The organism is Streptomyces sp. NPDC055632, from assembly GCF_053618675.1.
In genome coordinates, this window is record NZ_JBSHHY010000001.1 from 273,113 (window position 1) to 295,626 (window position 22,514).

The following is a 22,514-nucleotide window of genomic DNA, read 5'->3' on the forward strand; positions in this document are numbered from 1 at the left end:
GGTGGGGGCGGGTGGGTCCCGGGGTGTGCCGGGAGGTCAGGGGCGCTGGAGGATCCAGAGCTGGGGCTGGAGGCCGTTGCAGGTCCACTGCCGGACGTCGGCGCCGGCCTCGCGCCCGTCCCCCGCCACGTCGAGGCAGTGGCCGCTGTTGGCGTTGACCAGGCGGTACGCGGCGCCGTCGGCCACCCCGGCCGCGTCACCGGTCCCGGCGGCGGAGCCGGTGGCGGCGTACGGCCGGCAGTCCGGGCCCGACCAGTCGGTCGCGATCTCCAGGAACCGGCTGCCGTCGGGCGAGGGGGTCCAGGCGAGGGTGGGCGCGGCGCGGAGGTGGCGGCCGTCCACCGTCTCGGGGCGGCCGCCGAGGGCGCGCGGGTCGCCCCGGTTCCAGCCGTCGGCCGAGGAGCGCAGGTACACCGCGCACCGGTACGGGCCGCCGGGGCCGCAGATCTCGTACGACATGAGGAAGGAGCCGCCCGGCAGCCGGCGCACCACGGGCATGCCGGGACGGTCCTCGAACCGGGCGGAGGCGACGGTGGAGCGGTGGTCGCGCCAGGTCACGCCGTCGTGGCTGCGGGCGGCGGCGAGCTTCCGGCTGTGCGCGGGGTCGGTCTCGTCGGCGTAGTGGCAGACGAGGGCGCCGTCGGCGGCGACCGAGAACTCCGGCTCCCACAGACCGCCGGTGGTGCCGGCGACCGCGCAGGAGGAGAGGTACGACCAACTGCGGCCGGTGTCGTTGCTGCGCCAGATCCGCAGCGCCGTGCGGCGGTCGGCCTCGCCCTGTCCGGCGGAGGAGGCCCGGAGCAGCGTGCCCGGCGGCAACGTGCCTACCTGCCGGGGGAGTTCGAAGAGGGTGGAGCAGCACAGGCCCTGCCCGCCGGCGGACTCGGGGTCGGCGATCCGGCCGACCTGGCGGAAGCTCGCGCCGTTGTCGGTGCTCTCGTGGACGAGGCCGACGCCGTTGCCGCCTTCGAAGGAGACGACGCTCGCGAGGATCCGCCCGTTGGCGGAGCCGGAGGCGGCGAGGCGGACGGCCCGGGGGTAGAGCCCGGTGCCGGAGCCGAGCGGAGTGCCGGTCGCGGCGGCGGCGAGGGGGTGCGCGGCGGGCACGGGTCTTCCGGCCGGGTCCGGGCTTCCGGCCCGGACGGGACCGCCGGTGAGCAGTGCGAGGACGAGGGCGAGGACGAGGACCGGGTGGGCGAGGGCGGCGGGGGTGCGGGGCGACCGGGACACGAGGTCTTCCTTTCCGGACGTCCGGAAACGGGGTGGCGGGGACGGGGAAGGGGCCCGGGCGGGGCCGCCGGTGTGGGGGGCGCGGCCCCGGCCCGGGCGGGGGTGGTGCGGTCAGCCGCCGTAGACGCGGAACTCGTACAGCGAGATGCCGTACGGGGTGGCGCGGCTCTGGCCCAGGACGCGGACGTAGCGACCGGTGCCGTTCACGGTGAGGGTGTCGGTGCCCCCGTCACCGGTCGTGGTCGCGTACAGGTCGGTCCAGGTGGAGAATCCGGGATCGTTCGACACCTGGACGCGGTAGCCCCGGGCGTACGCCGCCTCCCAGTCGAGGACGACGCGGCTGACGGTGCGGCTCGCGCCGAGGTCGACGTTGATCCACTGGTTGTCCTGGAAGGCGCTCCCCCACCGGGTGGAGGGGTTGCCGTCGACCGCCCGGTCGGGGTTGTCGCCCGCCTCGGTGGAGGACGCCCAGGCGTTCTTCCCCCGCGACAGCAGGGTGCCGCCGCCGGTGTCGGCCGCCGTGGAGACCTGGAGCGGGACGGAGGCCGCGGAGACGTTGCCGGCGGCGTCGCGGGCGCGGACGGTGTAGGTGTACGCCGTGCCGGCCGTCAGGCCCGTGTCGGTGTAGGAGGCGGTGGTGGAGGTGCCGACCCTGGTGGTGCCCCGGTGGACGTCGTAGCCGGTGACGCCGGTGTCGTCGGTCGAGGGCGTCCAGGACAGGCTCACGCTCGTGGACGTCTTCGCCGGTGCGGTCAGGGCGGCGGGGACGGTGGGGGCCCGGGTGTCGCCGCCCGGGTCGCCGCCGCCGTACAGGTCGGTGAGGCTGATGCCGGTGGTGCTGCCGGCGCCGCCGAGCCTCACCTGGTGGTCGAGGCCGACGAACTTGCCGCCGCTCTGCCACAGGGCGGGCTTGAGCAGGGCGTACTTGGCCTCGTCCCAGGTGGCCCAGTCGTTGAGCAGCAGGCCGCCGGTGTCACCGGAGTTGGGGTTGAGGCACCAGAACGTCTGGTGGATCCGGTTCTCCGCGATGAGGTCGCGCAGCGCGGTCATCCACTTCTGGTTGGGGCCGTTGTCGAGGAAGCCGCCCCACTCGCCGATGAGCAGCGGAGCGGTGTTCTCCTTGTGCAGGTGGAGCCAGTTGGGGTCCCAGACGTCGCGCTCCAGGGTGGTGCGGTTCCAGTCGCCCTGGAACCAGGGCTGCTGGAAGACGAGCGGCCCGTAGTCGTGCGGGGAGTAGACGAGCTGGGAGTTGCCCGCGCCGAGGTTCACCGGGTGGTCGCGGACGCCGCGCAGGTTCCCGCCCCACCAGTTGAAGTGGTAGTCGGTCTCGGCCCGGGAGGACCAGGACTTGCCCGCCCGAGGATAGATCTCGATGCCCTCGCACAGGACCAGGACCTTGGGGTTGACGGCCAGGATGCGCTTGCCGGCGGTCTCGCAGGCGTACTTGAAGTTGTCCTGGTCGGTGGAGCCGTCCCACTTGGCGCGCGGGCTCTCGGTCTGCTTGCCGTGCGGTTCGTTCTTGACGTCCATCGCGACGATGGTGTCGTTGTCCTTGTAGCGGGCCGTCACCCATTCCCAGGCGGAGTGGAACCGCTCGCCGGTGACGGTCCCCTTCCACCACACCGGGTGGATGTGGCCGGAGTTGTCGGCCTCGGCGCTGTGCACGTCGAGCAGGACCTTGATGCCGTACCGCTCGCACAGGGCGAGCCAGTGGTCGAAGACCTGGAGGGTGGTGAGGTCCTTCAGCTCCGGGTTGGCATAGGTGTTGACGCCGCTGGGGACGGCGGCCTGGCCGTTCTTCCACTCCAGGAGGAGCTGGGTGGAGACGGGCACCCGGACGATGTTGATGCCGCGGTCGGCCATCGACTTGGTGATGGTGGTGATGTTCCCGGACCACAGGCCGTGGAAGACCCGCTCGGTGGCGTTGAAGCCGAACCAGTTGGTGCCGGTGAGCCAGACCTTGTCGCCGTTCTCGTCGACGATCTGGTTGCCCCGGGTGTGCAGCCAGTCCTTGGCGGGGGCGGGCGCCGCGGCGGCGGTGGGGGGACGTACGGGGGACGGCGTTCCGGCGGCGTGGGCCGCGAGCCCGCCGGAGGCGAGGGCCGTGGCCAGCACGCTCGCCACGGCCACGGCGCGGATCGCGACGCCCCGGCGTCTGCTGAACAGGTTCACGCGTGTTCCCTTTCGTGCGACGGTCGGCGGGTGCGGGAGCGGGTCCGTTCGGGAGTGGGGGGATGGGAGCGCTCCCATATCGTGACGGTTACATGCCAACCGGGGGTGTGGGAAGCGGCGTGCACGGATGCGCGACTTTTCGACGTTCCTACCGGCAGGAAACGGGGGCGATTTCGCGCCACACCGGAGCGCACGCCGAGGACGTACGGACCGGGAGCCCGTCACCGCATCCACGGACCGGGCCGGGGGCGAAATGAGGAGCGGACGGACGAGCACGGGAAGGTGGGCCCATGAACGACGTACCGGCCGGTCCGAAGGAGTCCGTGTGGGACTACCCGCGGCCCCCGGCCGTGGTGGACGACGGCCGCCGGGTGACGGTCACGGTGGGTTCCGAGGTCGTGGCGGACACGCGCGCGAGCCTGCGGGTCCTCGAGACCAGCCACCCGCCGGTCTTCTACCTGCCCCGGCGGGACGTGCGCGCGGAGTTCCTGCGCCCCGGCGCGGGCCGGACCCACTGCGAGTGGAAGGGCGCGGCGTCGTACTGGGACGTCGTCGTCGGGGAGGACGTGGTCCCCCGGGCCGCCTGGAGCTACGAGCGGCCCCTCGGCCCGTACGAGGCTCTGCGCGGACACCTGGCCTTCTACCCGTCCCTGGTCCGCTGCGCGGTCGACGGCGAGGCGGTGACAGCGCAGGAGGGCGACTTCTACGGCGGGTGGATCACGCACGAGATCGAGGGGCCCTTCAAGGGCGGGCCGGGCACCTGGGGCTGGTGAGGGGCGCGGGGGCGCGCACCGGTCCGTACCGGAAATCCGCGGGCCACTTCGGCCGGCCGCAGCTACCATCCGGTCCGTGACGAGCCGATGATGACAGCGGACGACGTGCTCGGCGTCCTCGCCGTGCTGCGGCGGGCGGACGTGGACGTCTGGATCGGCGGCGGGTGGGGCGTCGACGCCCTGGTCGGCGAGGAGACCAGGGCGCACCGCGATCTGGACCTGATGCACCGGCGGGAGCAGGAGCCCGCGGTCCTGACCGCGCTCGCCGGGGCCGGCTTCGCGGAGACCCTGGACGTGCGCCCGGTGCGGTTCGTCCTGGCCGACCGCGCGGGGCGCGAACTGGACCTGCACCCGCTGGTCTTCGCCGCCGACGGCTCGGCCGTCCAGGCCTCGTTCGACCCGGCGGCGCCGTTCGCGTATCCCGCCGCGTGCTTCGTCACCGGCACCGTCCGGGGGACGACGGTGCCGTGCCTGTCGGCGGAGCAGCAGGCCTTCTTCCACCAGGGGTACGAGCCGGCCGGGCGCGACCGCCACGACATGGCCCTGCTGCGGCGGAGGTTCGGCGTCGACACCCACTTCTGACCGTCCGCTCCGACCGCCCGCCGCCCGCCCGCCGCCCGGCCCCGCCCGGCATCCGGCATCCGGCCCCGCCCGGCATCCGGCATCCGGCATCCGGCATCCGGCATCCGGCAGAGCAGGTTCAGACGGGCGGGGCCGTACTGCCCCTGACCACGAGCCGGGTCGCGAGTTCGAGGCGGAGGTTCTCGACGTGTTCGCCGTCGATGATCCGGAGCAGGGTGTTCGCCGCCATCGCCGCCATGTCGAACAGCGGCTGGCGCACGGTGGTGAGCGCCGGGTGCGTCCAGCGGGCGACGGGCAGGTCGTCGAAGCCGACGACGCTCACGTCCTCGGGGATCCGGCGCCCCCGGGACCGCAGCTCCTCGAAGGCGCCGAGGGCCTGGAGGTCGCTGGCGGCGAAGATCGCGGTGGGCGGCTCCTCCCCCGCCGCCTCCAGGGCGTCGAGCAGCCGGGCCGTCTCGCGCCGTCCCGAGGCGTCGTTGAAGTCGCCGTGCGGGACGAAGCCCGCCGGTACGGGGAGTTCGGCCCGTTCCATGGTGGCCCGGTAGCCGTCGGCGCGGGCCCGGCTGCACAACAGCTGCCGGGGCCCGGCCAGATGGGCGATGCGGGTGTGGCCGAGTTCGATGAGGTGCTCGGTGGCGCCGACCGCGCCGGCCCAGTTGGTGGCGCCGACGGTGGGGACGAGGGCGTCGACGTGCCCGACGGGGTCGACGAGGACGAAGGGGACGTCCATCGCCGCGAGGCGTCGGCGCTGCTGCGGGGTCAGCTCCGACACGACGAGGATGGCGCCGCTGCTGCGGCGGGCGGCGAGCTGGTCGATCCACTCGCGGGTGTCGGCGCTGCGGCCGTGGACGGCGGAGAGCACCATGCTGGCGCCGGCCGCGTGCAGGACCTCGTCCACGCCCCGGACGATCTCGACGGACCAGAGGCTGTCGAGTTCGTTGAGCACCAGGTCGACGACGCTGCCCCGGCGGCGGGCGGGGCGCCGCTGGTAGCCGAGGGCGTCCATGACCGCCTCGACCCGTTCCTTGGTGTCGGCCGACACGTCGGCGCGGCCGTTGAGGACCTTGGAGACCGTGGAGACGGAGACCCCCGCCTCCGAGGCGACCGCGTGCAGGGTGACCCTGCCGCCCTGCGCGTCCGTCCGCTCCTCCGCCATGCCCTGCCTTCCGCTCCGGGGTGCCCCGTGGGACGCCTGCCTCGTGCCTTCCGGAAGGGTAACGGTCGGTGGGGTCCGCCCCCTTCGTACCGTCATGGGCGCACGGTCCCGCCGTCGTGCCGTTCCCGGTAGTCGGGCCAGGTGAACTCGGCGGGGGCCCGGCCGCCGGTGAGGTCCTGGGCGCACATCCCGGCGAAGGCGCCGGTGAAGCCCCACGCCGTGTAGTGGCCGGTGTCCGGATCGCCCCGGGTGGCGCTCTCGTCGGAGAGCAGGGTGACGTCGAGGGCGTCGCCGACCGGGAGCCAGGGGTCCGTTCCGGCCGGGCGCCAGGAGAACCGGCCCTCGGGGCCGCGCACGGAGAGCCTCAGTTCGAGCGGTCCGTCGCCGACGGGCCGGGGCGGGACGGGCTCGGTGTAGCGGCCGTGGGCGCACGTGCCGAGCCTGATCACCCGGCCGAGTTCGTCGTCCCAGGTGAGGTGGAGGTAGTGCCAGAGCGTGGTGTTGTAGTAGTGCACCAGGCCCGCCATCCTGAGCGGCGAGTCGGGGCGGGCGTCGAGGCGGGCGGAGAAGTCGAAGCCGGTGGCCTGCTGGCGGCGGGCCACGAGGCTCTGCCCGTGGGTGGAGCCGAGGGACTGGCCCCCGTACAGGCGCAGTCCGCCGTGGACGGGCTCGATCCACTCGGGGTCGGGGTGGCGGCGGAGGGTGGACCACGGGGGCGCCGGGCGGACCTCGGCGCCGGGGCCGGCGGCGGACAGCGGCAGCGGGGCGGGGGCGGGCCCGGACACGGGGGCGGGTACGGGTACGGGTACGACGGTGCGGGGCAGCGCGTCGCCGCCCGGCAGCGGAGGCTCGCCCGCGAGGCGCGGCCAGCCGTCGGCGGTCCACTCGACGCGTTGGAGGGCGGTCTCGCGGCCGAGGACGCACGCGCCGCGCGGGGTGAGGGGGCGGGCGGTCAGATGGGCGAGGTACCAGTCGCCGCCGGGCGTCTCGACGAGGCTGCCGTGGCCCGCCTTCTGCAGCGGCGCCTCGGGGTGGTGCCGGGAGGTGAGGAGGGGCCCTGCGGGATCGGCCTCGTACGGTCCGGTGAGTTCGCGGGCGCGGGCGACGGTGACGGCGTGGTTCCAGGAGGTGCCGCCCTCGGCGGTGAGCAGGTAGTACCAGCCGTCGCGACGGTGGAGGTGCGGGCCCTCGGTGTGGGCGAGTTCGGTGCCGGTGAAGACGCGGTGGACGGGGCCGGTGGCGGCGCCCCGCGCGCGGTCCCACTCCTGGAGCAGGATGCCGGCGAAGGGGTGCCGGCCGGGCCGGTGGTCCCACTCCATCCACAGGGCCCAGCTCCGGCCGTCGCCGTCGGGTCCGTCGTCGTGGAAGAGGGAGGGGTCGAAGCCGTGCGACGGGAAGGGGACCGGGTCGGACCAGGGCCCGGCGAGGTCGGGGGCCGTGGTCACCCGGTTGCGGACGTCCTTGAAGGCGCCGGCGAGGCTGGTGACGTCGCTGTAGACGAGGTGGAAGAGGCCGTCGGCGTACGAGAGGCAGGGCGCCCACACGCCGCCGGAGTCCGGCCGGCCCGCCAGGTCGAGCAGGCGCGGCTCCTGGAGCAGGCCGCCGAGGGGCCGCCAGTGCACGAGGTCGCGGGAGTGGTGCACGGCGACGCCGGGGAGCCACTCGAAGGTGGAGGTGGCGATGTAGTAGTCGTCGCCGACGCGCAGGATCGACGGGTCGGGGTGGAAGCCGGGCAGGACGGGGTTGACGAGGGCGGGCCCGGGAGGGGCCCCGTCCCCCCCGCCGGGGGACGGCCGCGGCGCGGGGTCCGTACGGTCCCGGCCGGGTGGTGCGGTGGGCACGGCGGTCATGGTTCTCCTGCTTTCGGGGAGTCGGAAGCGGTGGGCCCTCGGGTGTTCGGGGTGTCGGGGCCGGTAGGCCCTCGGGCTTTCGGGCTTTCGGGGTGTCGGGGCCGGTCGGCCCACGGGCTTTCGAGGTGTCGGAGCCGGTCGGCCCTCGGGTGTTCGAAGTGCCGGGGCCGGTCAGCCCTTGACGGCGCCGGCCATCACGCCGGAGACGATCCGGCGGGCGAGGACGGTGAAGGCGACCAGGACGGGGAGGGCCGAGACGACGACGCCGGCGAGCATGAGGGTGTAGTCCGTGTAGTAGCCGGCGGCGAGCTGGTTGAGCGCGATCTGGACGGTGCCGTTCTCCGGGGGGAGTGCGATCAGCGGCCAGAAGTAGTCGTTCCAGGCGAACATGAAGGTGAACATGCCGAGCACGGTGGCCGTGGTGCGGACGCCGGGGACGACGACGTGCCAGTAGGTGCGCAGGAGGCCCGCGCCGTCGACCCGGGCCGCTTCGACGAGTTCGTCGGGGACGTTCTCCTCGACGGCCTGGCGCATCCAGAAGACGCCGACGGCCGAGACGAGGGCGGGCACGATGAGCGCGGAGAGCTTCCCGTACATGCCGAGGTCGGTGACCAGGATGTAGAGCGGGATGACGCCGAGCTGGGTCGGCACCATGACGGTCACGACGACGCAGACGAGCAGGGCGTCGCGGCCCCGGAAGCGGAGTTTGGCGAAGGCGAAGCCGGCGAGCGAGGACAGCAGCACGTTGGAGACGGCGGTGGTGCCGGCGACGAGGAAGGAGTTGCCGAGCGCCTGCCAGAAGGCGGAGAGCTCGAAGACGCGTCGGACGTTCTCGATCAGGTGGCCGCCGGGGACGAGCGGCGGGGTGGTGCCGGCGAGGACGGAGTTGTCGTCGTGGGAGGCGACGACGAAGCTCCAGTAGAGGGGGAAGACGGAGGCGGCGGTGACGGCCGCGAGCAGCAGGTAGGCGACCGGGCCCGCCGAGTCGAGCCGCCGGGGCCCTCGTTTCGGCACGGTGCGGAAGAGGCGGCGGTCCGCCGGGGCGGCGGGTTCGGGGCGGGGCCGGAGGGGCGCGGAGACGGCCATGGGGTTCCTCTGCGGGCTTCGGGGGACGGGGCGGCGGTCGGTCTCGGCGGCGGGTCAGCGGCGCTCGGCGCGGCGGGCGAGGAGGAAGTTCAGCGCCGCCACGAGGGCGATGACCAGGAAGAGCACCCAGGAGACGGCGGACGCGTAGCCGGCGTCGTTGTTGATGAAGCCGTACTTGTAGAGCATCAGGGTCAGCGTCTGGAACTGGTGCTCGGCGCCGCCCTCGGCGTTGCCCTGCTGGTCGAAGAGGAACGGCTCGGCGAAGAGCTGGAGTCCGCCGATGGTCGAGATGACGACGGTGAAGAGGAGCGTCGGCCGGATGGCGGGGAGGGTCACCTTGCGGAAGGTGAGGAGGCGGGAGGCGCCGTCGATCGCGGCGGACTCGTACAGCTCGCGCGGGACGACCTGCATGGCGGCGAGGTAGATGAGAGCGTTGTAGCCGGTCCAGCGCCACATCACCATGAAGCTGATGGCGAGGTGCGAACTCCAGGTGTCGGCGGTCCAGTCGACGGGGGCGTCGATGAGGCCGACGCCCTGGAGGAGCCGGTTGACGACGCCGTAGTCGCGTCCGAAGAGCTGGGAGAAGACGAGGGCGACGGCGACGACGGAGACGTACTGCGGCACGAGGACCAGGGCCCGCCAGACGGTGCGGGCCCGCAGGTGGCGGTCGAGGAGCCAGGCCACGCCGAGGGCGGCGAGGAGTTGGGGGACGGTGGAGAGCAGGAAGATGCTGAGGGTGTTGAACAGGGCGGTGAGGAAGTCGGCGTCGTCGAGCAGGCGCCGGAAGTTGTCCAGGCCCACCCACTCCCCCTGCCCCGAGAGCCGGTCCCAGTCGTGCAGCGACACCCAGAAGGTCCGGAGCAGCGGGTACGCGCCGAAGACGGCGAAGACGAGGAAGAAGGGGGCGACGAAGAGGTACGGGGCCGCGTTCCGCCCCGGGCGCGGTCGGCGCGGGCGCGGCGCCGTCGCACGGCCGGTCGGGAGCGGGCGGGTCTGGACCGCCATGGGTGTCTCCGGGTGGGGTGAGGGGCGGGCGGGCCGTGCGGATCGGGTCGGGACCGGTGTGGGCGGGGGCGGACCGCGCGGGTCGGGTCGGGACCGGTACGGGCGGGGGCGGACCGCGCGGAACGGGTCGGGCCGGTACGGGCGGGGGCGGACCGGCCGTCGGTGTCAGCGCAGGTTCTTGGCGGCTTCCGCGACCGCCTTGTCCCACGCGGCGGCGGGGTCGGCCTTGCCCTGCTCGACGAGCTGGAGGGCGTTGCCGAACGGGATGCGGGCCTGCTGGTCCTTGCTGCCCCGGTAGTTGGGCTTGAGGGACTTGGCCGAGGCGGCGAAGATCCTGCCGGTGGGCGCCTTGGAGAACCAGTCCTGCTCGGCTCCCTGGACGTCGGGGTCGTCGAGGACCGGGACGAGGGACGGCAGCGCGCCGACGGGGCCGGTGAAGATCTTCTTCTGGGACGCGGCCGAGGTGAGGAAGTCCGCCAGTTCGGCCGCCTCCTTCACGTGCTTTCCCTGCTTGGGCACGGTCAGGAAGGAGCCGCCCCAGTTACCGCCGCCGCCCGGCACGGCGGCGATGTCCCAGGACCCGGCGGCGGAGTCGCCGGCGGCGGTCTTGATGAGTCCGGTCATCCAGGCGGGGCAGGTCATGGTGGCCATGCGGCCGAGCTTGATGCCGGTGTTCCACTGCTGGCTGAAGGGCTGGAGGTTGGCGGACTGCCCGGTGGCGGTGGCCCTGGCCGTGGCCTCGAAGAACTCCTTGACCTTCGGGTTGGTCTCGCCGATGTACCGGTCCTGCGCGTCGAAGAAGCCGAACTCGGTCTGGTTCATCATCGCCGTGAAGATGTTGCCCGAACTGTCGAACCACGCCTTGTCCTCGACCTTGGACCGGAACTTCTCGCCGGTGGCGAAGTACGCGTCCCAGGTGGGCCAGAGGGCGGAGACCGCGTCGCGCTCGGTCGGCAGGCCGGCCTCGGCGAAGAGGTCCTTGCGGTAGCAGACGGCGAGGCTGCCGACGTCGGTGCCGTAGCCCATCACGAAGTCGGAGGTGCCGAGGGTGGCCTGCTGCCACTTCCAGTCCAGGTACTCGCCGCGCCGGTCGTTCGCGCCGTACTCGGCGAGGTTGGCGAACTTGTCCTTCACCGCACGGAACTTGGGGAGGTAGCCCTCCTCGATGGCGACCACGTCGGCGGCTCCGCTGCCGGAGGCCACCTGGGTCGAGAGCTGGTTGTGGTGCTGGTCGAACTGGGAGATGCGCTCCTTGATCACCACGTCGGGGTGGGTGCGCTTGTACTCCTCGATCAGCGGCTTGTAGCCGAAGTCGCTGAAGGTCGCGACCGTCAGGGTGATCTTGCCGTCGGCCCCGCCGGAGCCCGAGCCGCAGGCGGACAGAGCGACGAGCGAGGCGGCGGCGGCGAGCGCGCCGACGGTTCTGCGGGCACGGGTACGACCCATGGCGATCCTCCGGGAACGGGAGACGGGAGACGGGAGATGGGAGACGGGAGACGGGTGAGCGCCACCAAGGTCGTGGACGACCGAAAACTCTGTCAAGGTTTTCGCTGAAAGTACCGGCACAAGTTCTTCATCCTCCTGAACTACCCCTACTGCCACGGGTTTGAGGCTCCGAAAGTTTTCGTAGCGATGGCTTTCTGACCTGCTGCGGACGACGAAAACTCCGCAGGCCGTTGACCCGGGTCCGTCCCGACAGCACCATGCGACCGCCGCCGGCTCCCGTACCGGACGGCCCTCTTCCCCCCGTTCCCCCACGCCCGGAAGGCTCCGCATGACCTCCTCCGCCGCGCCACCCCGCAGACCCCTCCTCCGCGCGATCGCCGCCGGCGTCACGACGGTCGCCGCCCTGCTCGCCCTCACGGCGCTCCCCTCCCCCGCCGGCGCGGCCGACACGGCCGTCCGGGCCGGGACGCCCGGCCTGCCGCCCGCCGGGAAGGTCGCCCTGGTCCTGGGCCAGGACAGCGACACCCTGAGCGACTACCGCCGGGACGTCCTCGGCAACGCCTCGCTCGGCGCCCCCGCGCCCGGGGCGGTGACCCTCTACACGAACCTGGTCCTCGGCGGCTCCCCCGCTCCCCTCGCGGGCATGACCGGGCCGGCCGACTGGGGCGCCGGAACGGTCGACTTCGCCCGCACCCTGCGGGAGTACCCGAACTCCTCGCTGGCCGTCGGCCTCTACCTCTCGGACGCCACCTCGGGCTGCGGCAACCAGCCTCTGCGCGCGATCATCGGCCGCCCCGACGCCGACGTCACCGCCGGGAGCCCGAACCTGATCACCCGGTACCGCGCCGAGGTCGACGAGATGATCAACCGGTTCAAGGCGTACGACCGGGACGTGCTGCTGCGCATCGGCTACGAGTTCGACGGGCCGTGGAACTGCTACAGCGCCGACTTCTACAAGGAGGCGTTCCGGTACGTCAAGGGCCGCATCGACGCGCTCGGCGCCACCCGCGTCGCCACCGTCTGGCAGAGCGCGGCCTGGCCGGTGAACACCCACCCGGACCACCCGGAGTGGAACTACATCGTGACCGACCCGGCCCACCTGAACGACTGGTACCCCGGTGACGCGTACGTGGACTGGGTCGGCCTGTCGTCGTTCTACAACTCCCGCTCGGTGCGGACCCAGTGGGGCTGCGGTGCGTACGACACCGACCCGATCGGCCTGCAGAACCGGATCCTGGACTTCGCCCGCTCCCACGGCAAGCCGGCCGTGGTCGCCGAGGCCGCCCCGCAGGGCGCGCGGACCGGGGCGAAGAGCACGAGCTGCATCTTCCGCAACAGCCCGGCGCCCAGCAGCGGCCAGGCGATCTGGGACGGCTGGCACGCCGGCTACTTCGACTGGATCGACCGCAACCGGGACGTGATCCGGGCCGCCGCCTACATCAACACGAACTGGGACGCCCAGACGCAGTGGCAGTGCGCGGGCGGCGCGCAGGCGGGCGGCCCCGGCTGCGCGAACGGCAACTGGGGCGACTCCCGCGTCCAGGCCGACCCGACGGTGCTGTCCCGCTTCCTGGCCGAGATCAAGAAGTCGACGTGGACGAACGGCACGCCGGGCCCGACCCCGACACCCACCCCCACCCCGACCCCGACGCCCACCCCGACGCCGACTCCCGGTCAGCCGGGCTTCACGCAGGGCGTGACCAGTGGTTCCGGCACCACGATCTGGTTCGCCCCGCAGGGCTTCCAGGCCACCTTCGTCACCGTGCAGTACCGCATCGACGGCGGCCGGCCGCAGAACCACTTCCTCTCCTACGACTCCGGCGACCGCCGCTGGGAGCTGCCGGTGCAGGTGCCCGCCGGAGCCACGGTCACCTACTCCTTCAACTACCAGCCCACCACCCAGACCAGCCAGATCACCACTCCGGCCTACACCTGGAAGGCCGCCTGAGCCGGCGGCACCGGCCGGGCGCCGCCACGGCGCCCGGCCCCCCTCACCCCTCGCCCCACACCGCACGAGGAGAGCAGGCAGCATGCCGAACCCACGCCCCCTGAGGACCGCCGCGCGGTTCCTCGCCGTCGCGGCCCTCGCCGCCCTGACGGTCCTGCCGGGCGGCCCCGCCGCCGCCCGCGCCGACGACACCGCCCGCTGCGGGGCGAGGCGGACAGCCCCTCCGCGCCGAGTGCCCCACCGCGCAGCTCCGGTTCGTCATCCCACGCCCCGTCCGAAGCGCTGCGCCACACCCGTGACAGGGCGCCTACGGCTTCGTCAACGCGCCGGTCTCGTGCATGGCGACGCGGCCCGTCCTGTCGCTCCGGAGAGCGCGGGCCCGGGGCCGCACCCGATCCGGCGCCGCGACGGCTAGACCGCGTGCGAGCGCACGAGGCGAGCGAGTTGCCGGCCTGCCATGCGCAGGGGTTCCTCGCTGCGGTTGACCTGGGCGGTGACCTCGGCTCCCTCCAGGGCGCAGACGATGGTGACCGCCAGCTCCCGGGCGCTCCGGGCGGGAAATCCGCAGCGCAGCAGCTTGTCGTGGACCAGTTGCTCCCAGCTCCGCAGCGCGTCGGCGCACGCCCGCTGGATCTCCGAGTCGGTCCCGAGCGTCTCCAGGGCCGCCGCCGTGACCGGGCAGCCCTCGATCCAGTCCGACCGGCTCAGCTCGTGGGCGAGTTGCCGGGCGCAGGCCGCCACCGCCTCCGCCGGGTCGTCCTCGCCGTCCAGCGCCTCCCGCAGGAGCGTCCCGAACTCCTCGGCGCCGTACTCGATCGCGGCGACCCCGACGGCCTCCTTGCCGCCCGGGAAGAAGTGGTAGACGGAGCCGAGGGTGGCCTGCGCCTCCTGGGCGATCTGCTTGATTCCCGTACCGACGTAGCCCTGCCGCTGCAGGAGGCGTGCTGCGGCGACGACGATCCGGTCCCGCGTGTTGGTCTGCATGCGGGCAGAGTACCGGTTCATTGGATAGAGCGTTCGTTCCAGTGCTGTGGTACGTTCTCGCCACGCTCTAGATAGAGCGATCGTTCTAGCGAAGAATGGAGATCCCACCATGAGCGACGCCAAGCAGTCGGTGACCGTCATCGGCCTCGGCCCCATGGGGCGGGCCATGGCCGGCGCCTTCCTCGACCACGGATACGAGGTCACCGTCTGGAACCGCACCGTGTCGCGCGCGGACGCCCTGGTCGCACGGGGGGCGGTGCTCGCGCCGACCGTGGAGGAGGCCCTCGCCTCCCACGAGCTGGTGGTCCTCAGCCTCACGGACTACGACGCCGTGTACGCCACGCTCGGACCCGCCGCGGCCGCGCTGACCGGCCGGAGCCTGGTGAACCTCAGTTCGGACACACCGGAGAAGGCCCGGGCCATGGCCCGCTGGGCGGCCGAGCGGGGTGCCGTCCAGCTGACCGGCGGCGTCACCGTGCCGCCCTCCGGGATCGGCCGGGCCGAATCGTCGGTCTTCTACAGCGGCCCGCGTCAGGTCTTCGACCGGCACCGGCCCGCCCTCGAAGTCATCACCGGGCGGACCGACCACCTGGGAGAGGACCCGGGGCTCGCCGCGCTCATGTACCAGATCGGCATGGTCATGTTCTGGCCCGCCATGCTGGGCTACTGGCAGGCCATAGCCCTCGCCGGGGCCAACGGCCTGAGGGCGGCGGACATCCTGCCGCACGCCGTGGAGACCGCGAACTCGCTGCCCGGATTCTTCTCCTTCTACGCCGAACGCATCGACGCCGGCCGGCACACCGGCGACGTGGACCGCCTGGCCATGGGGGCGGCCAGCGCCGAACACGTCCTGCACACCAGCGCGGACGCGGAAGTCAGCACCACGCTCCCGGCCGCGGTCGTCGAGCTCTTCCGGCGCGGCATGGACACCGGCCGTGCCGCGGACAGCTTCTCCGCCCTGGTGGAGCTGATGGCGCACCCGTAAGGGCCACGGCCTCCGGACGGCCGCGTCGGTACGGTCAACCCGACTCGCGGAGTCGTGCGGGACGGGCCTCAGCCGGTGCCGCCGAGTGACGAGGCCGCTTCGCGTGCGTCGATGAGTTCGTCCCGATGGCCCCGCCGCCCAGTCGCACGCCGTGGCCATCGGGGCGAGGAGGCTGCGGCCGAGCGGGGTCAGCGCGTAGTCGACCCGGCGCGCCGGCCCGGCGTGGACCGTGCGGGTACCGGACGGCCCCGGCCGGGCGGCCGGCCGCATCTCCCACGCCGACTTCGCGATCGCGCTGCTCGACGAGATCGACGCTCCGCGGCACCACCGCACGCACATCGGCGTCGAGGCCGGCTGATGGACGAGCGGGAAGAGGTCCTCGACAGTCCGGACGAGTGGGTGGCGCGGCACATCCGCCAGTACCTGGAGACGAACGGCCGGATCAGGCCGGGCATGAACGACCTGCTCCTGACGACCCGCGGCCGCAGGTCCGGGAAACTGCGCCGCACGACCCTGGTCCACGTGCGGGACGGCGACCGCTACGTCCTCGCCGCTTCCCGCGCGGGCGCCGACCGGCACCCGGCCCGGTACCTCAACCTGACCGCGAACCCCGACGTCACGCTCCAGGTCGGTCCGGAAACCTTCCCCGCGACCGCGAGGACCGCCACGCCCGAGGAGAAACCACGGCTGTGGGACCTCATCGTGGCGGCCGTACCGTCGTACCGGGCCTCTCAGGAGGCGACCAGCCGCGAGATCCCGGTGGCGATCGTCGACCGTACGCGCCGACCCTCCGCGGCGGCGCGCCCCCGAAACCCGATGACCGCCAGGTCGGAGCACCTGTCAGGCTCCGCCCCGTGGAGATGCTCGACGTACTGACCGGCATGGCGAAGACGGGCCGACTGGGCCCGGTGTCCGGCGGAGCCGCTCCCGGACCGGGGCGCGGGGCTCAGGCCGTCTGCGGTCCCATCAGCCGGACGAGGAGGTCGTCGAGGCTGACCAGTCCGGTGAGCGTCCCCTCGTCGTCGCGCACGACGGCGAGGGAGGAGCGGCGGCGGCGCAGTTGTTCGACGGCCTCGGAGACCGTGGTGCCGGTGGTCAGTTCGGGGACGGGGCGGGCGAGGTCGCGGGCGGTGAGGGCCCGGCCGCGGGTGCGGGCGACCAGGGCGTCGCGGGCGTGGACCGAGCCGAGGAACCGGTCGCCGTCGCGGACCAGGAGGCGCGAGCGGCCCGCCTCGGAGGCCCGGGCCAGGAGGGCGTCCAGGTCGGCGCCGGCCGGGACCGTGACGATGTCGGCGGTCGGGGTCTGCAGGCGCGCCACCGGCGTCTGGGGCTCGACGAGGGAGCGGGTGATGAGCTGGGAGTCGGTCTTGTTGATCAGTCCCAGCCGCTCGGACTCCACGACGAGGTGGGTGAGCTGTTCGCGGTTGTGGACGGCGGTCAGTTCGTCGCGGGGCTGGACGCGGCACAGGCGCACGAGCGCGTTGCTGACCTTGTTCAGGAGCCAGATCAGCGGGCGCACGGTCTTGACCAGGGCCCTGAAGGGCGGGGCGAGGAGCATGGCCGAGCGCTCGGGGTGGGCGATGGCCCAGGACTTGGGGGCCATCTCGCCGACGACCATGTGGAGGAAGACCACGACGATCATGGCGACGGCGAAGGAGATCCCGTAGCTGAGGCCCGCGGGCAAACCCCACTCGACCAGGAGGGGGTCGAGTTCGTGGGAGACGGCGGGCTTGGAGATCGCGCCGAGGCCGAGGGTGCACAGGGTGATGCCGAGCTGGGCGCCGGCGAGCATCAGGGACAGTTCGCGCATGCCGGCGAGTGCCGCCCCGGCGCCGCGCTGCCCCTCGGCGACGGCCTTCTCGATGCGGTGGCGCTTGGCCGCGACGAGGGCGAACTCGGCGGCGACGAAGAATCCGCTGCCGATCAGCAGCAGGACGGTGACGAGAAGTGCCATGGGGAAGCTCATGTCCGGGCCTCCTCGGCCTGCTCGGCGCGGACCTTCTCGATGCGGACGTGCTCGGGGACGTGGCGGTCGAGGCTGAGGACCTCGATCCGCACGTCGTCCACGGTGAGCCGGTCCCCGATGGTCGGGAAGCGGCCGAGGCGGTCGATGATCAGGCCGGCCACGGTGTCGTAGTCGTCCTCCTCGGGCAGGGCGATGCCGGTGGCCTGCTCGATCTCGTCGAGGCGCCGGCCCGCGTCCACCCGCCAGCCCTCGCCGTCCGGAGCGGCCACGACGACGATCCTGTCGCTCTCGTCGGCGATGTCGCCGATCAGTTCCTCGGCGATGTCCTCGTAGGTGACGACGCCGGCGACGCCGCCGTGCTCGTCGAGGACGACGGCGAACTCGTCGTCGCGCTCGCGCATCTGCGCCACCGCCCTCGGCAGCGGCAGCGTGTCGGGCAGCAGGAGCGGGCGGCGGGCGGCCCCGCCCGCGGTCGTGGTGCCGAAGGTGGTCCTGGGCAGGCGCATCAGCTCGTTCACGCCCAGGACGCCGGCGATGTCGTCGGGGTGGTCGCCGAGGACCGGGTAGTTGGAGTGGCCGTGCCGGGCGATCAGCTCCACGGCTTCGGCGAGGGTGGCGTCCTTGCGCACGAAGACGGCGTCGGCGCGCGGCACCATGACCTCGGCCATGGTCCGCTCGGAGAACTCCAGGGCGTGGTCGAGCAGCTCGGCGGTGGCGGGCGGCAGCTCGCCCTGTTCGTGGGACTCGCCGATCAGATGGCTCAGCTCCTCCAGTGTCGCGCCGTGGTGCAGCTCCTCGACCGGCTCGATGCCGACCTTGCGCAGCAGCTTGTTGGCGGCGCCGTCGAAGACGTGGACGACCGGACCGACGACCTTCAGGTAGAGGAGGGTGGAGGGGGCCAGCGACTTGGCCAGCCGCTCGGGCACCGCCAGCGCCAGGTTCTTCGGCGCGAGTTCACCCAGGACCATCTGCAGGACGGTGGCCAGGACGAAGGCGAGGACGACGGAGATCGCGGAGACCGCACCACCGGACAGGCCCGTGCCCTCCAGGAGGGGCCTGAGGAGAGCGGAGACGGACGGTTCGGCGAGGAAGCCGACGACCAGGCCGGTGACGGTGATGCCGAGCTGCGCGCCGGAGAGCATGAACGAGAGGCGTTCGAGGACCTTCAGCGCGCGGGCCGCCCGCTTGTCCCCGGCTTCGGCCTCCCGGGCGAGCGCGAGGCGGTCGGCGGCGACGTAGGCGAACTCCTGGGCGACGAAGTAGCCGGTGCCGACGGTCAGCACGAGGACGGCCGACAGGCCGAGAGCGGCGTTCATCGGCCACCGCCCCCGGGCACGTGGGGGCGGGTCGTTCTGGCGGACAAGGAGGTGCTCCTTCTGGGGAGGGTGGTCGGAACCCGAGTATCTGCGGGTACGTGACGAGGGCGCGGGATCACACGGCGGCGGGACCGGCCGGTTCCCCCCGGAGGTCCTCCGTCGTCACGTGGCCGACCACGGCTCCGGCCGGGCCGGTGACGGGAGGGCGGGAGCCCGGCGCCAGGAGCAGCGGAAGCGCCTCGGTCACCGTGCCGCTCCCGCTCCCCGGCACGGTTCGTCCGGGCAGGCGGTGGCACGGCGGGGACCGGGAGGCTCACCCATCGCGGGTCGCTCACTCCTTCTCGTTCCGGAGGGGGAAATGATCGCGGAAGCACGCAGATCTTCTACACCACTGTAAAGGAAAGGCGAACGGCCATCGAGGACCAGGGGCGGGTCACCCGGTCGGCCGACCGGCGCGTCGGGAGCGCCGGGCCGGCACTCGTCGCGGAGGCCGGTGCCGACGCCGTCGCCTTTGCTCCGTTCTCCTCCGGTGAGCCTGCGCAGGCGGCGGTGGCCAGGCCGGCGGTCGCGGCGAGTGCCGGCGCGGCGAGACAGTGGGAGGGCATGGACGCTCCTTGGTGACGGGCGGTCTGTACCGGTCGGTCCACGGCAGGGGCCGCGGGAAGGGCCGTCCCGGTTCCCGTGACCCGCCGCGCACACGGAGTCTTGGAGTGAGGAATCCTGATGCGAGGGTGGCCGCAGAACCCGTTCGGGTCCCCTCCGGCGTGACCGGGTAGCGCCCCCCGGTCACGTTGTCGGGCCGGCTTCGAGTGGGGTGACGACGGCGTCGGCGGTGACCGGTCCCGCGCGTTCGAATTCGAGGACGAAGGTGATCCGCTCGCCCGGACGCCACAGTGGTGACGCCCGGACCGTGAGGGCCGGGCCGAACGGGGACATCGTGAGCCTGGTCCGGGCGGGGACGGTGAGGGGGCCGTTCGGCTCCCGGTAGGCCCCGTTGGCCTCGTTCATGCGATGGCGGGTGATCTCGGCGGGCCCGGGGGCGTGCCCCGTACCGTCGCCGAGACGAGACGGTCGGGGGCTCCACCGGTGTTGACGAGCGGGAAGTAGGCGTTGGTGGAGCGGCCGGGGACGGCGGGCAGCAGGACGCGGCCCTCGCCGGCCTCGATCCGGGCCGGGGGTGCCCGCTTGGCCCGCGAGGGTCCAGGCGGAGAGGCCGAAGGTCCCTGCGACCCCCATGAGGAGGGCGACGGCGCCGGTGCGGAGAGCGTCGGTGAGGCGGGGGCGGTCGTAGCGCCATGCGGGGGGAGGTGTCGTGTTCATCGCGTACCGGCCGGGATCCGGCGGGTGCCCGCCGCGCGTGGCCGGGACCGGCGGGCGGTTCCGGTCGGAGTGCCGGGCTGCCAGGTGCGCAGCCGGAGGCTGTTGGCGACGACCAGGACGGAGCCGGCGGACATGGCGAGTGCGGCGAGCACGGGGTTGAGCAGGCCGACCATGGCGAGGGGCATGGTGACGAGGTTGTAGCCGAAGGCCCGGACCAGGTTGGCCCTGATGGTGGCCAGGGCGCGGCGGGCCAGGCGTACGGCGTCGGCGTCGATGTCGCCGTGGACCTCGGCGATTCCCGGGTCTTCGGCGACGGCGCGGGCCACGGCCGCGCGGTCGCCGGTGGCGAGCACCGGGCGGACGCCGAGCCTGCGGAGCCGGTCCACGGCCCGGTAGCTGCCGGGGCGGACCAGGTCGGCGACTTCCAGCAGGGCCTGCGCCTTTCCGTCCACCCGGACCACAACGGCGGTGCGGGCCGCGTCCTCGGCGCGCTCCAGCGCCTCCCCAACTCTTCGGGCAGTTCCTCCGCCTCGGCCGTGACGCCCTCGACCGTCCGTTTCCCCACCAGTCCGCCGACGCCCTTCCCGGAATGGCCCGGAAGTCGTGGACCCGGGGGATCGAGCCGCCACCCGGGGCACGGCGCGCGTGGGCGGTGATGGCCCGGCCGAGCGGGTGTTCCGAACCGGCCTCGACCGAGCCGCGCGGCGGTGGGTCCCGCCCCGAGGGGTGGGACCCACCGATGGACAGCCGGTCTCCGTTCAGCCGTCAGGCGGCTGTCAGGACCGTCCCGGAGTCCATGAGGGAGCGCGCCAGCGCCGCCCGCGCCCGGGAGACACGGGACCGCACGGTGCCGATCGGACAGTGGACCGTCCGGGCCGCTTCGTCGTACGACAGGTCGAGCAGCTGCGTCAGGACGAACGCCTCCCGGCGGTCCTCGGGCAGCGCCGCGATCAACGACCGCAACAGGACGCCCTCCTCGAATCCGGGCAGGTCGGTCGGCTGTGACCGTTCGACGACGTCCTGCCAGTCGACGAGGTCGGAGACTCGGGGGCGCGAGGTCTTGTAGCGGATGCTGTCGATCACCGCGCGCCGGGCGATGGAGAGGATCCACAGCCGCGCCGGGGCCCTCCCCTCGTAGCGGTGAAGACTGGTGAGGGCGCGCAGCAAGGTCTCCTGGGCCAGGTCCTCGGCCGCCTGGGCGTCGTCGGCGAGGCGGCCGACATAGCGCCGCACATCCGTCTGGACCGCGCGGACGAAACGGTCGGCGGCGTCCGCGTCGCCCCGCGAGGCGGCGAGGGCCCAGGCGGTGAGGGCGTCGTCCGTGACTTTTCCGGACAGGGCAGGGCTCATGGTGGGGTCGGGTCCTTCCCGGTGTCCGGGCAGGGCGGCGTGCGTCCGCCGGCTGCCCGTGAAGGTGTGGCCCCGCGCTCGGGCGCGAGGTACTTCCGGACGGCGTACGGACGCGGTCCGGGCGCTCCCGCTGTCAGACGACAGCGAGCCTCACCGGAGGACCCCGGGTGATCAGTGTGTGGACGAGCAGGCGCAGCCGGGCCGGGCGGGCGGACGGCTCCGGACGGCGGGTCCGCGGCGGCTCCCATGCCGGTACGGGCATCGGCAGCAGCAGGGCGAAGGGGATCAGAACCCGGTCGGTGGCCGCGCGCAGGATGCGGAAGAGGGCGCGCTCGCCGTGGGCGAGCCAGAGCCCGCACAGCAGGGCTGCCGCAACGTGCGCGGCGAGCATGCCCCAGGAGGCGCTACCGGTCATCGGGGCCATGTCGTGGCCGCCGCCCCCGTGACCGTTGCCGTGTCCGGTGTGCTGAAGGGCGAGTATCGCGGACGATCCCCCGCTCAGCGGCGGCAGTTGGATGCTCCGGGTCAGCCCGGCGTCCTCGGCCACATCGTAGGCACGGGCTGCCGCGGCAAGGTCGGTGTGCGGCCCGCACAGGAGGAAGTCGGCCCACTGGCGCGCCGGCGCGGAATCCGCGTCCGATGCTCCCGCCGGTGAAGGGTTGAGCGCCTGGGCGAGGGCGAAGGCTCCGTGCGACGCGGCCTGCGCCGCTGCGGTGAACACCACCACCGCCACGCGGCCTCGCTCTCGGCCCGCCAAGGCCCAGCCCGCACAGGTGACGGCCGCGGCCACGAGGGCGAGCACGCGCCAGGGAACGGGCTCACCGGACATCAGCACGTGACCGACGGACGCGAGCACCACGCACACCACCGCGAACATCGCGGCGCGTGTCGCGCGCAGGCTGCCACCGACCGTCATGGCCCGAATCCTGGCAGCTCGCGCCCGGCGGGCACAGACCGGGTGCCGCAGCGGGCGCGATACGACGTGCCCTGAAGCGGCCCGCCGACCGCACCCCGTACCGTGAACGGGAACCAGAAAGGTCGGGGCACCGACTCTTTCCGGGCGAATCCGCCCGGTCACCACTCCACAGGGGTTCCCTCCGGCTCTCTGCCACGGGGAAAAACCTCCGGGACGGTGCCGACCCACCCCGCAGGGGACTTCCGCGGTGACGGCCGCGTCCCGAACCGCTCGGTGTCGTCGTCCGAGCCCTCCCTCGCACCTGTCCGGTCCGTCTCCCGGTCCGTCTTCCGGTCCGTCCTCCGGTCCGTGCGATCGCCCGGATCCGGGTGTCGGCACAGGAAGTCGTGTCATCCCGGAACCAGGGCGTCGCTCCGTCCGACTACTGCG

Annotated in this window: 20 protein-coding genes and 1 pseudogene; 6 read left to right on the plus strand and 15 right to left on the minus strand. The window is 73.2% G+C overall.

The annotated features are described in order from the left end of the window. Positions 1-36: 36 nt before the first annotated feature. Positions 37-1,230, minus strand: coding sequence for an RICIN domain-containing protein (locus ACWGSR_RS01215; RefSeq protein ID WP_453562827.1), 1,194 nt, complete (start codon positions 1,228-1,230; stop codon positions 37-39). A gap of 111 nt (positions 1,231-1,341) precedes the next feature. Beyond that, positions 1,342-3,402 (minus strand): cellulase family glycosylhydrolase, encoded by a 2,061-nt coding sequence (locus tag ACWGSR_RS01220; RefSeq protein ID WP_453562828.1) that lies wholly within the window; start codon positions 3,400-3,402, stop codon positions 1,342-1,344. Between the two features lie 290 nt (positions 3,403-3,692). Here ACWGSR_RS01220 and ACWGSR_RS01225 point away from each other — a divergent pair, with 290 nt between their 5' ends. Together ACWGSR_RS01225 and ACWGSR_RS01230 are read left to right on the plus strand one after the other, a co-directional pair. Further along, positions 3,693-4,175: a DUF427 domain-containing protein gene (locus ACWGSR_RS01225; RefSeq protein ID WP_376242976.1), complete on the plus strand. Its 483-nt coding sequence runs from the start codon at positions 3,693-3,695 to the stop codon at positions 4,173-4,175. 90 nt (positions 4,176-4,265) lie between these two features. Continuing rightward, complete coding sequence (locus ACWGSR_RS01230) at positions 4,266-4,757, plus strand: nucleotidyltransferase domain-containing protein (protein ID WP_453562829.1); 492 nt, start codon at positions 4,266-4,268, stop codon at positions 4,755-4,757. Positions 4,758-4,875: 118 nt separating this feature from the next. Here ACWGSR_RS01230 and ACWGSR_RS01235 read toward each other — a convergent pair whose 3' ends face one another. From ACWGSR_RS01235 to ACWGSR_RS01255, 5 genes are all read right to left on the minus strand, one after another. Further along, positions 4,876-5,913 (minus strand): LacI family DNA-binding transcriptional regulator, encoded by a 1,038-nt coding sequence (locus ACWGSR_RS01235; protein WP_376242972.1) that lies wholly within the window; start codon positions 5,911-5,913, stop codon positions 4,876-4,878. Between the two features lie 92 nt (positions 5,914-6,005). Then, positions 6,006-7,763 carry a glycoside hydrolase family 43 protein gene (locus ACWGSR_RS01240; protein ID WP_453562831.1) on the minus strand — a complete coding sequence of 586 codons (1,758 nt, stop codon included), beginning with the start codon at positions 7,761-7,763 and terminating at the stop codon, positions 6,006-6,008. Positions 7,764-7,934: 171 nt separating this feature from the next. Continuing rightward, a complete protein-coding gene (locus ACWGSR_RS01245; RefSeq protein WP_453562833.1) occupies positions 7,935-8,849 on the minus strand; it encodes a carbohydrate ABC transporter permease in 915 nt (304 codons plus the stop codon). Between the two features lie 54 nt (positions 8,850-8,903). After that, a complete protein-coding gene (locus tag ACWGSR_RS01250; protein WP_453562834.1) occupies positions 8,904-9,854 on the minus strand; it encodes a carbohydrate ABC transporter permease in 951 nt (316 codons plus the stop codon). Between the two features lie 165 nt (positions 9,855-10,019). After that, positions 10,020-11,300 (minus strand): extracellular solute-binding protein, encoded by a 1,281-nt coding sequence (locus tag ACWGSR_RS01255; protein WP_453562836.1) that lies wholly within the window; start codon positions 11,298-11,300, stop codon positions 10,020-10,022. A gap of 328 nt (positions 11,301-11,628) precedes the next feature. On the opposite strand from ACWGSR_RS01255, the gene ACWGSR_RS01260 reads away from it, so the two are divergent. Further along, the gene (locus tag ACWGSR_RS01260; RefSeq protein WP_453562838.1) at positions 11,629-13,248 is read left to right on the plus strand and encodes an endo-1,3-beta-xylanase; all 1,620 of its coding nucleotides are present in this window, start codon (positions 11,629-11,631) and stop codon (positions 13,246-13,248) included. 411 nt (positions 13,249-13,659) lie between these two features. Here the strand turns inward: ACWGSR_RS01260 and ACWGSR_RS01265 are convergent, their stop codons facing one another. Then, positions 13,660-14,232: a TetR/AcrR family transcriptional regulator gene (locus ACWGSR_RS01265; RefSeq protein WP_453562839.1), complete on the minus strand. Its 573-nt coding sequence runs from the start codon at positions 14,230-14,232 to the stop codon at positions 13,660-13,662. Positions 14,233-14,341: 109 nt separating this feature from the next. On the opposite strand from ACWGSR_RS01265, the gene ACWGSR_RS01270 reads away from it, so the two are divergent. From ACWGSR_RS01270 to ACWGSR_RS01280, 3 genes are all read left to right on the plus strand, one after another. After that, positions 14,342-15,217 carry an NAD(P)-dependent oxidoreductase gene (locus ACWGSR_RS01270; RefSeq protein ID WP_453562841.1) on the plus strand — a complete coding sequence of 292 codons (876 nt, stop codon included), beginning with the start codon at positions 14,342-14,344 and terminating at the stop codon, positions 15,215-15,217. Positions 15,218-15,446: 229 nt separating this feature from the next. After that, positions 15,447-15,575: a hypothetical protein gene (locus ACWGSR_RS01275; protein WP_453562843.1), complete on the plus strand. Its 129-nt coding sequence runs from the start codon at positions 15,447-15,449 to the stop codon at positions 15,573-15,575. Further along, the gene (locus ACWGSR_RS01280) at positions 15,575-16,093 is read left to right on the plus strand and encodes a nitroreductase family deazaflavin-dependent oxidoreductase (RefSeq protein ID WP_453562845.1); all 519 of its coding nucleotides are present in this window, start codon (positions 15,575-15,577) and stop codon (positions 16,091-16,093) included. Before ACWGSR_RS01275 ends, ACWGSR_RS01280 begins: the two co-directional genes overlap by 1 nt. Before the next feature lie 70 nt (positions 16,094-16,163). Here the strand turns inward: ACWGSR_RS01280 and ACWGSR_RS01285 are convergent, their stop codons facing one another. The 7 genes and pseudogenes from ACWGSR_RS01285 to ACWGSR_RS01315 form a co-directional block, all read right to left on the minus strand. Further along, positions 16,164-17,183 carry a hemolysin family protein gene (locus ACWGSR_RS01285; RefSeq protein WP_453562846.1) on the minus strand — a complete coding sequence of 340 codons (1,020 nt, stop codon included), beginning with the start codon at positions 17,181-17,183 and terminating at the stop codon, positions 16,164-16,166. Beyond that, complete coding sequence (locus ACWGSR_RS01290; RefSeq protein ID WP_453562848.1) at positions 17,180-18,499, minus strand: hemolysin family protein; 1,320 nt, start codon at positions 18,497-18,499, stop codon at positions 17,180-17,182. Before ACWGSR_RS01290 ends, ACWGSR_RS01285 begins: the two co-directional genes overlap by 4 nt. A gap of 115 nt (positions 18,500-18,614) precedes the next feature. Beyond that, positions 18,615-18,746 (minus strand): hypothetical protein, encoded by a 132-nt coding sequence (locus ACWGSR_RS01295; RefSeq protein WP_376245186.1) that lies wholly within the window; start codon positions 18,744-18,746, stop codon positions 18,615-18,617. Positions 18,747-19,285: 539 nt separating this feature from the next. Next, the gene (locus tag ACWGSR_RS01300; protein WP_453562849.1) at positions 19,286-19,507 is read right to left on the minus strand and encodes a hypothetical protein; all 222 of its coding nucleotides are present in this window, start codon (positions 19,505-19,507) and stop codon (positions 19,286-19,288) included. A 308-nt stretch (positions 19,508-19,815) separates the two neighbouring features. Then, a pseudogene (locus tag ACWGSR_RS01305) lies at positions 19,816-20,518 on the minus strand (HAD family hydrolase); the annotation flags it as partial. 66 nt (positions 20,519-20,584) lie between these two features. Next, positions 20,585-21,169 (minus strand): sigma-70 family RNA polymerase sigma factor, encoded by a 585-nt coding sequence (locus ACWGSR_RS01310; protein WP_453562851.1) that lies wholly within the window; start codon positions 21,167-21,169, stop codon positions 20,585-20,587. A gap of 133 nt (positions 21,170-21,302) precedes the next feature. Further along, positions 21,303-22,085, minus strand: coding sequence for a hypothetical protein (locus ACWGSR_RS01315; protein WP_376245194.1), 783 nt, complete (start codon positions 22,083-22,085; stop codon positions 21,303-21,305). Positions 22,086-22,514 lie beyond the last annotated feature (429 nt).

Excerpts from the sequence above, each read along its gene's own strand:
- ACWGSR_RS01315 (WP_376245194.1), bottom strand. The coding sequence starts at position 22,085 with ATGACGGTCGGTGGCAGCCTGCGCGCGACACGCGCCGCGATGTTCGCG.
- ACWGSR_RS01225 (WP_376242976.1), top strand. The coding sequence starts at position 3,693 with ATGAACGACGTACCGGCCGGTCCGAAGGAGTCCGTGTGGGACTACCCG.
- ACWGSR_RS01260 (WP_453562838.1), top strand. The coding sequence starts at position 11,629 with ATGACCTCCTCCGCCGCGCCACCCCGCAGACCCCTCCTCCGCGCGATC.
- ACWGSR_RS01245 (WP_453562833.1), bottom strand. The coding sequence starts at position 8,849 with ATGGCCGTCTCCGCGCCCCTCCGGCCCCGCCCCGAACCCGCCGCCCCG.
- ACWGSR_RS01265 (WP_453562839.1), bottom strand. The coding sequence starts at position 14,232 with ATGCAGACCAACACGCGGGACCGGATCGTCGTCGCCGCAGCACGCCTC.
- ACWGSR_RS01250 (WP_453562834.1), bottom strand. The coding sequence starts at position 9,854 with ATGGCGGTCCAGACCCGCCCGCTCCCGACCGGCCGTGCGACGGCGCCG.
- ACWGSR_RS01240 (WP_453562831.1), bottom strand. The coding sequence starts at position 7,763 with ATGACCGCCGTGCCCACCGCACCACCCGGCCGGGACCGTACGGACCCC.
- ACWGSR_RS01310 (WP_453562851.1), bottom strand. The coding sequence starts at position 21,169 with ATGAGCCCTGCCCTGTCCGGAAAAGTCACGGACGACGCCCTCACCGCC.
- ACWGSR_RS01290 (WP_453562848.1), bottom strand. The coding sequence starts at position 18,499 with ATGAACGCCGCTCTCGGCCTGTCGGCCGTCCTCGTGCTGACCGTCGGC.
- ACWGSR_RS01255 (WP_453562836.1), bottom strand. The coding sequence starts at position 11,300 with ATGGGTCGTACCCGTGCCCGCAGAACCGTCGGCGCGCTCGCCGCCGCC.
- ACWGSR_RS01235 (WP_376242972.1), bottom strand. The coding sequence starts at position 5,913 with ATGGCGGAGGAGCGGACGGACGCGCAGGGCGGCAGGGTCACCCTGCAC.
- ACWGSR_RS01230 (WP_453562829.1), top strand. The coding sequence starts at position 4,266 with ATGACAGCGGACGACGTGCTCGGCGTCCTCGCCGTGCTGCGGCGGGCG.
- ACWGSR_RS01300 (WP_453562849.1), bottom strand. The coding sequence starts at position 19,507 with ATGAACGAGGCCAACGGGGCCTACCGGGAGCCGAACGGCCCCCTCACC.
- ACWGSR_RS01280 (WP_453562845.1), top strand. The coding sequence starts at position 15,575 with ATGGACGAGCGGGAAGAGGTCCTCGACAGTCCGGACGAGTGGGTGGCG.
- ACWGSR_RS01270 (WP_453562841.1), top strand. The coding sequence starts at position 14,342 with ATGAGCGACGCCAAGCAGTCGGTGACCGTCATCGGCCTCGGCCCCATG.
- ACWGSR_RS01285 (WP_453562846.1), bottom strand. The coding sequence starts at position 17,183 with ATGAGCTTCCCCATGGCACTTCTCGTCACCGTCCTGCTGCTGATCGGC.